Origin of the sequence: Mycobacterium sp. (assembly GCF_052143115.1) — a bacterium.
GTDB lineage: Bacteria > Actinomycetota > Actinomycetes > Mycobacteriales > Mycobacteriaceae > Mycobacterium.
Window position 1 is genome coordinate 40,871 of sequence record NZ_JBKQTQ010000330.1, and the last position, 7,675, is coordinate 48,545.

General features: G+C 61.5%; 4 protein-coding genes and 1 pseudogene. 2 read left to right on the plus strand and 3 right to left on the minus strand.

What is annotated here, in order from left to right:
• Positions 1-82: 82 nt before the first annotated feature.
• Both ACLQI9_RS32120 and ACLQI9_RS32125 read left to right on the plus strand, forming a co-directional pair.
• Positions 83-517, plus strand: a complete 435-nt coding sequence (locus ACLQI9_RS32120; RefSeq protein ID WP_442382782.1) for an MmpS family transport accessory protein — start codon at positions 83-85, stop codon at positions 515-517.
• Positions 514-3,411 carry an MMPL/RND family transporter gene (locus ACLQI9_RS32125; protein ID WP_442392818.1) on the plus strand — a complete coding sequence of 966 codons (2,898 nt, stop codon included), beginning with the start codon at positions 514-516 and terminating at the stop codon, positions 3,409-3,411. The genes ACLQI9_RS32120 and ACLQI9_RS32125 overlap by 4 nt, the downstream gene beginning before the upstream one ends.
• A gap of 7 nt (positions 3,412-3,418) precedes the next feature.
• Here the strand turns inward: ACLQI9_RS32125 and ACLQI9_RS32130 are convergent, their stop codons facing one another.
• The 3 genes and pseudogenes from ACLQI9_RS32130 to ACLQI9_RS32140 all read right to left on the minus strand — a co-directional run bounded on the left by ACLQI9_RS32130 (position 3,419) and on the right by ACLQI9_RS32140 (position 7,363).
• Positions 3,419-4,327, minus strand: a complete 909-nt coding sequence (locus ACLQI9_RS32130) for a TIGR03564 family F420-dependent LLM class oxidoreductase (protein WP_442382786.1) — start codon at positions 4,325-4,327, stop codon at positions 3,419-3,421.
• Between the two features lie 184 nt (positions 4,328-4,511).
• Positions 4,512-6,253, minus strand: a pseudogene (locus ACLQI9_RS32135) (SulP family inorganic anion transporter).
• A 27-nt stretch (positions 6,254-6,280) separates the two neighbouring features.
• Positions 6,281-7,363, minus strand: coding sequence for a sulfate ABC transporter substrate-binding protein (locus tag ACLQI9_RS32140; protein WP_442382784.1), 1,083 nt, complete (start codon positions 7,361-7,363; stop codon positions 6,281-6,283).
• Positions 7,364-7,675 lie beyond the last annotated feature (312 nt).

Consider the following 7,675-nt stretch of genomic DNA (forward strand, 5'->3'; position numbering starts at 1 on the left):
CACGCATGGGCGACCGCGTGAGTCCCTGCAACTACCGAAGCTCGTTGTGGTGCAACGTAACTCGTGGAGAGAAAGCATCTAGGTGCAGTTATCGAAGGTTGTCCGCAACGCGTGGCTGCCGCTGTTGATTGCGGCGGTCATGGTGGTCGGTGGCTTCACCGTGGCACGGGTCAAGTCGTTCTTCGGCGCTGAGAACGCCGCCGGCGTGACCAGCGCACGGGTAGACGACTCCAAGCCGTTCAAACCCAAGGTCGTCAAATACGAGATCTTCGGATCGGCGCCGCGCGCCAACGTTAACTATCTAGATCTCAGCGCCGATCCGCAGCGGATAGACGGAGCGCCGCTGCCGTGGACGTTGGTGCTCAGTACGACCGCCCCTTCGGTGTTCCCGAACATCTCGGCACAAAGCGACGGTGATTACCTCGGTTGCCGTATCACCATCGATAACGAGGTCAAGGCCGAGAAAATATCTAACGGTGTGCACGCCCTGACCTTCTGCTTGGTGAAATCAGCATGAGCGCACGCTTCGACGACGCCCGAACCGACGCCATTCCCGTCGCCAAACATGCAGCGCGGCCTACGATTCCGCGTTTCATCCGCACGTTTGCCGTACCCATCATCCTGGGCTGGATCGCGATCATCGTGGTGCTCAACACCGTTGTCCCGCAGCTCGACATCGTCGGGCAGATGCGCTCGGTGTCGATGAGCCCCGACGACGCGCAATCGGTAATCGCGACCAAGCACGTGGGTGAGGTATTCGGCGAGTACAAGTCGAACAGCTCGGTGATGATCGTTCTGGAGGGCCAAAATCCGCTCGGCAACGAGGCGCACACGTACTACGACCAGATCGTCAAAAAGCTCGAGGCCGACACCAAACACGTTGAACACGTTCAGGACCTGTGGAGCGATCCGCTGACCGGGGCAGGTGCCCAAAGCAACGACGCCAAGGCCGCCTACGTCCAGGTCTACCTCGCCGGTAACCAGGGTGAAGCGCTGGCCAACGAATCGGTCGAGGCCGTCCAACAGATCGTCAAAAGCGTGCCTGCACCCACGGGGGTCAAGGCCTACGTGACCGGACCTGCCGCATTGTCGGCGGATCAACACATCGCCGGTGACCGCAGCCTGCAAGTGATCACAACCGTCACGTTCTTGGTCATCATTGCGATGCTGCTATTGGTCTACCGGTCGATCATCACGATGCTGCTCACGCTGGCGATGGTCATGCTCGAGCTCGCTGCCGCCCGCGGAATGGTCGCCTTCCTCGGCTACTACAAGATCATCGGGCTCTCCACGTTCGCGACGAACCTGTTGGTCACATTGGCGATCGCGGCGGCCACCGACTATGCGATCTTTCTGATAGGCCGCTATCAGGAAGCCCGCGGTGTAGGCGAGTCCCGAGAAGATGCGTACTACAGCATGTTTGGCGGCACCGCACACGTTGTACTCGGGTCGGGCATGACCATCGCCGGCGCGACGTTCTGCCTGCACTTCACCAACCTGCCCTACTTCCAGACGCTGGGTATCCCGTTGGCCATCGGCATGGTGGTCGTCGTCGCGGCGGCATTGACGCTCGGCCCTGCGGTCATCTCTGTGGCAACGCGCTTCCGGCAGATACTCGAGCCCCAGCGAACGCAGCGCATTCGCGGCTGGCGCAAGATCGGCGCGGTCGTCGTCCGATGGCCCGGCCCGATCCTGATCATGACGATCGGGGTGGCACTCGTCGGCCTGCTCGCCCTGCCCGGGTATCAGACCAACTACAACGACCGCAGGTACCTGCCCGCCGATCTGCCGGCCAACGCCGGCTATGCGGCCGCGGATCGACACTTCTCCCAGGCGCGGATGAATCCCGAGCTGCTGATGATCGAAAGTGACCATGACCTCCGCAATTCCACAGATTTCCTGGTCATCGACAAAATCGCCAAGGCGATCTTCCGAGTCTCTGGCATCGGGCGCGTGCAGGCCATCACCCGGCCCCAGGGCACACCGATCGAGCACACCTCGATCCCCTTTCAGATCAGCATGCAAGGCGTCACCCAGCAGCTGAACCAGAAATACCAACAAGATCAGATGGTCGACATGCTCAAGCAGGCCGACGAGATGCAGACCACGATCGACAGCATGGTGAAGATGCAGAGCCTGACCCAGCAGATGACCGACGATATGCATGCCATGGTGCGAAAGATGCACGACATGACCATCGATGTTGCCGAATTACGGGATCACATGGCTGATTTCGAGGACTTCTTCCGACCTATCCGCAGCTACTTCTACTGGGAGAAGCACTGCTTTGACATCCCGGTGTGCTGGTCTCTTCGGTCCGTCTTCGATGGGCTCGACGGTATCGACACGATGACCGACGACATCGAGAGCCTGCTACCCATCATGGATCACCTCGACACGCTCATGCCTCAGCTAACCGCGCTGATGCCCGAGATGATCGCGAACATGAAGAGCATGAAGACGACGATGCTGACGATGTACTCGACCCAAAAAGGTCTGCAGGACCAGCAGACGGAGGCGCAGAAAAACTCCAGCGCCATGGGTAAGGCATTTGACGGATCCAAGAACGACGACTCGTTCTACCTGCCTCCGGAGACCTTCAACAACGCCGAGTTCAAGCGCGGTATGAAGAATTTCCTTTCCCCCGACGGCCACGCCGTCCGGTTCATCATCAGCCACGACGGTGATCCGATGACGGCGGAAGGGATTTCGCATATCGATGCGATCAAGAAGGCGGCGAAAGAGGCGCTTAAGGGCACGCCGCTGGAAGGCTCGAAGATCTACCTGGGCGGCACTGCGGCCACCTTCAAGGACATGCACGACGGCAGCGATTACGACCTGTTGATCGCCGGAATCGCATCGCTGTGCCTGATTTTCATCATCATGCTGATCATCACGCGAAGCGTGGTGGCCTCGGCGGTGATCGTGGGCACCGTTGTGCTATCGCTGGGCGCATCTTTCGGACTTTCGGTGCTCATCTGGCAGCACCTCATCGGCATCGAACTGCACTGGATGGTGCTCGCGATGTCGGTCATCATCCTGCTCGCGGTCGGCGCCGACTACAACCTGCTGCTGGTGTCGCGGTTCAAGGAGGAGATCCACGCCGGCTTGAATACCGGGATCATCCGATCGATGGGCGGCACCGGATCGGTCGTCACCTCGGCAGGGCTGGTGTTCGCCTTCACGATGATGACGATGGCGGTCAGCCAGTTGACAGTCATCGGTCAGGTCGGGACCACGATCGGCCTCGGCCTGCTGTTCGACACGCTTGTCGTCCGGTCACTGATGACGCCGTCGATTGCCGCGCTGCTGGGCAAGTGGTTCTGGTGGCCACAGATCGTCCGGCAGCGGCCGGTCCCTTCACCATGGCCGACACCGGCTAACAAGGCTGAGTCCCTAATCTCCGCTTAGGGTTCTGTCAGGGCGAAGCACTGCTGCGCAGGAACGCCCGCGTCCTGTCCCGGCCTTCGGGCGATGGGTCGAACGCAATCGCGACGAACTCGTCGACATCTGCGGCGCGCACCTCATCGAGCCTGTCGTGCACTGTGGACTCATCGCCGATGAGCGCGGCGTCCTCCGGTCCCGCGTAACCCTCGCGATCCAACATCGCGCGATAGGAGGGTAAGTGGCCGTACATCACGAACTGCTCGGCCGCCACTGCACGCGCTGCGGCCACGTCGTCGGTGACGGCGATGGGCAGGGCTGCGGCGACGCTGACAGCTCCATCGGGCCGCCCGGTCTCGGCCGCCGCGGCGCGCATGGTCGGCCCGATGTGCTCCTTGAGCGTCTTCGGTCCGGTCATCCAGGTGATGGTTCCGGCGGTGCGGCGGCCGGACAGCCGAAGCATCTGCGGGCCCAGCGCCGCGACGTACACGTCGGGCGTGGGCGCGCCAGAAATCTGGAGCGCGCCTCTGGTTGTCAACATCTCGCCGGTCGCATTGACCTGTTCCCCGGCCAGCAGCGGAAGCAGCCCATCAAGGTATTCGCTGAGGCGTCGCACCGACCGGTCCCAGGAGATCCCCCACATTCCCTCGGTGACGGCGCGGTGGGTGACCCCGATACCGAGGGTGAATCGTCCGCCGGCGATCTGGTTGAGCGTCAACACCCGCTGCGCCATCAGCATGGGGTGCTGGTTCTGGATCGGCACGACCCCGCTGGCGACCTTGATGTCGCTCACCTCGTGCATTGCGGCGGCCAGCACTGTGAGCAGGTCGCAGTCGTACGGCATCTGCGTCATCCAGACCCGCTCGAACCCGTCGTCGCGGGCTTGGGTGAGCTCACGGATACAGCTGTCGAGAGGTGACTTGTTGGAGAGTCCGGCAAGCAAACTGATCAGCACGAAAGGCAATCCTAGCCTGCGGCTTGCAGCTCCGCGGCAAGTCAGCGACGAGTCTTCCTACGCGACAGGCTCAGAGTTCGTTATCGACGGCGGATTGACGGGGTACGTGCCGGTCAAGGTCTAGCCGACGGCGTTGGTGTGCTCATTGCACAGGGACTTCGCGTATCGGTTGTCAGACAAGGTAGTAGAGGACCGGATTCGGATGGTGGTTGATCGCATTCGTCGAAATAGGGTGTGTACTGTCGACTGCCAGTTTCGTGCGGGCGTAGCGCACTGCTTTGAGGGTCGCCGAGTACTCGGTGTCCTCTTCGGGGAATACCTGCTCGGCCGGCAGCCAGCGCTGCAGCCCCATGTTGCGCAGTACGGTGAGCGTGTCAGGTCGCACGCCCGCGAGTAGGACCGTTAATCCGTGTTCCTCTTGCTCTCGCACAAACCGCAGCAATCGCTCGACACACACGGCATCCGGATGTCGCGCCCGTTTAAGCCGCAGCACAACGAATTTCGCAGCATTTGTTCTTACCCGCTCCTCTAACGTGTCGAGGTAGCGGTCCAAATCAGGTGCGGCCCCGAAGAACAGCTCTCCTTCGAGGTCGTAGATCACGGCCGACGGGTCGACGAGATCGCCGGGTATCCGTTCGCGGACCACTCGCTCGGGTGTGACGATCAGTTCGGACGCCTTGAGTTTGGCTGCGCGCGGAACGAATAGCAGGACCGATAAACCGATCCCGAGTAGGACCGCCTTGTCGAGGTCGATTATCACTCCGGTCAGTGCGGTGATAAACACCAGACCGGCGTCGTAGCGCGAGGCCTTCACCGTGTCGATCAATCGCCGGTAGTCGACAAGTCGCACCGCCGTGATGAGCAGCAATCCGGCCAGGGCGGCTTGAGGTATGTAATGCAGCAAAGGAGCGAAGAGCAGCAGCGCGACCGACACGGCGGCGGCCGCGACGATTCCGGAGAACCGCGTGACGGCGCCGGCCTGAAAGTTGATGGCCGAGCGTGTCAGCGAACCCGACCCAGGCAGGCTCTGAAAAAACCCACCGGTCAGGTTGGCCAGCCCCTCAGCCAGGATTTGCCGGTTGTAATCGACTTTTTGCCGGCTCTGATGCGCGATAGCCTTGGCAATGGAGAGGGCCTCGATCAGACCGACGAACGCGACCGCCAACGCGCCTCGCGAAAGCTCACCGAGCGTGGAGAAGTCGACGTGCGGAATATGCGGGGAGGGCAGGCTCTGAGGAATTTTCAAAGATAGCGGCACCGCCGTCTTCCCATCGGCGCCGGAGATCGACCACCCGGCCGCGTACGCAATCAGCGCCGCGACCACGAGAACGGTCAGCAGGTCGATCTGCGGCCAGCCGTAGCGCTTGACTATCCGGCGCAGCACCACCGCGAGCGCGACGGCGGTGACGCTGAGCAACACCGCTCGCAGGTTGATTGCTTCGCCGCGAAACACGGTCAGCCACAACCGGTGTAACACCTGCATATTGCCGTTGCCCTTGGCTTTCACCCCCAGCGCGTTACCGATTTGGCCGACGCCGAGCAAGAAGGCCGCAGCGGCCATGAAGCCGACAATCACCGACTCAGAGATGTAACGCGTCAAATCGCCGAGCCTGAAGACCGCGATGAGGATCTGGAATGTGCCCGCCAGCACAGCGATCAGGAACAATGCCTCGAAGACGGCCGTGCGGTTGTCGAGGTCGATGAAGGCGAGGGAACTGAAAACCAGCAAGGAGATGGCGCTTGTCGGTCCGTTGATCAGATGCGACGACGACCCGAGTAGACGCCGAACTTCGGATCGACGCCTGCGATCAGGGCGTATGCCATGCCCTGCGGCAGTGAGACGGCCGCAACGGTGAGGCCGGCGATCAGATCGCGCCGGCCTGTAGTCCAGTCGTAATTTACTGCGGGGCCCACGGTTTCACTCTCTACGGCCGGCTGTATTTAGACGCGAGGGCCGACTGTCGCTGGCACTGCGAGATTGTCGATAATGCCGTTGTCTCCGAAGAACTTCTGTCGCGCATCGTCCCAGTCCTTGGCGATCGAGGAAATCGGAAAAAGCTTGATAGCCGGCAACCGGTTGACGTTTTTGGCCAGGATCCCGGAGTCGATCGGCCGGTAACCATACTGCGCGAACACCTCTTGGGCGGGGGTGATGAACAGATACTCGAGATAGGCCTTGGCGTAGGAGGCGGTCTTCTTGTCGGTGAGGTTGGCGTCGACCCAGGTGACCGCTGGCTCGGCGCGGATACTGACCGGCGGATAGACGATCTCGAGCTCGTTGTTGCTGGCTTCGACCTCGCGTAGCGCCTCGTTTTCCCAGGCCAGATGAACATCGCCGATGCGCTGAACCGAGAAGCTGGTGGCAGAGGCGCGCGCGCCGGCGTCGAACGCCGCGACGCGACGGTACAGCGCATGCAGGTAGGCGAGCGCCTGTGCCGGGCTACCGCCCCGCGTGGTGACCGAGCCCCACGCCGCCAGCACGCTCAGCTGGCCGTTACCTGACGTACGCGGGTTGGGGGTGACGACGCCGATGTCGTCTTTGACGAGGTCGGGCCAATCGTGAATGCCCTTCGGATTGCCTTTGTGGACAACAAAGACCACCGTCGATGTGTATGGCACCGAGTTATTCGGGAGGCGCTTCTGCCAATCCGGGGTGATCAGCCCGCGCTTGCTCAGGATGTCGATGTCGCTGATGAGCGCGAGAGACACCACATCGGCCTTTTCGGTGCCGTCGACCACGGCGCGCGCTTGGCGGCCCGAGCCACCGTGTGACTCCTTGATGTCCAGCGTTACGCCGGTTTGTTTGCGGTATTGCTGCGTGAACGCTTTATCCAGTGCCGCATAAACTTCGACCGTTGGGTCATAGGAGACGTTGAGGAGCTGGTTCGGCGTGTTGTCCGGCAGATTCCTCACCGTGATCAAAACGGCGGCCAAGAGCACGGCCGCCACACCGACGAGATTGAGGACCGGAATGCGCGACCAGAACCGTGACCGGTTCGACGTCGGTTCCGGCGTTTGAGGCATGGGTGGCAACTTTGTGTCAATTCATTCTCAATGGCAGTTAGTCCGACTACCTTATAGGCCGGACCAGGCATATCACTGCGTCGAAATCGGCGTGATTATTAATTCCGACAGAACAGCCATGCCTACCGGGCCTGAAGCGTTCTTAATTATCGGATCGACCGCACCCTCGAAACCGACGGCGAGGCCCTAGTGTCGGTTGCGACCCTCGACCGCGGCGAGGTCGGCGACACCAGCGTCGCCCCGGCCGTCCGGTTCGGTATCGAACCATGTGGCTAGGACTTCTTTGGCAAGGTCGTCGGCAAGCGTGCGGTT